Below are 436 nucleotides of genomic sequence, written 5' to 3' on the forward strand. Positions count from 1 at the left end.
TACGCCGTGACCGATGAGTTCCACCAGTCCTTCGTCCCCGGCCGCATGTGCGACCCCGCCGACTGGCTCACCGATACGCGGGGGGCTGCATTAGGAGCTGGCACTGCTGTTCTTGCGCTTGAAAAGATGTTGGCAAAGAGGCAAATGGGTTGATCGGGCGAGGCAAGCGGCGGGATCAGAGAGCGAAAGTCTCCGGCAGATCTGGAGGGCGATTTCGGGCGGAAATTTCGACTTGTTAGGCATGTGCATAGGTTCAATTACGCACCGAATTGCTATGTATAATGTAATTCATGTATTAATATGCGAATCGAATACGATCATCTAATTTTCGGCCGTGGTGTCGCCCAAATCGTAGCGCGTCCAATGCTCGCCGTTATCGAGCGAGAACTCCACGGCGATGATGCGCTTGTCGAAGTCGTGGGCCCAGCCGGAAAAC

General features: G+C 54.8%; 1 protein-coding gene. It reads left to right on the forward strand.

Annotation, left to right across the window (positions count from 1 at the left end):
- The first annotated feature begins 6 nt into the window (after positions 1-6).
- Positions 7-153 carry a VanZ family protein gene (locus NE591_RS12490; RefSeq protein WP_256156773.1) on the forward strand — a complete coding sequence of 49 codons (147 nt, stop codon included), beginning with the start codon at positions 7-9 and terminating at the stop codon, positions 151-153.
- Positions 154-436: the final 283 nt, after the last annotated feature.

The sequence above is a fragment of the Adlercreutzia sp. DFI.6.23 genome, assembly GCF_024462535.1.
Classification (GTDB): Bacteria; Actinomycetota; Coriobacteriia; order Coriobacteriales; family Eggerthellaceae; genus Adlercreutzia; species Adlercreutzia rubneri.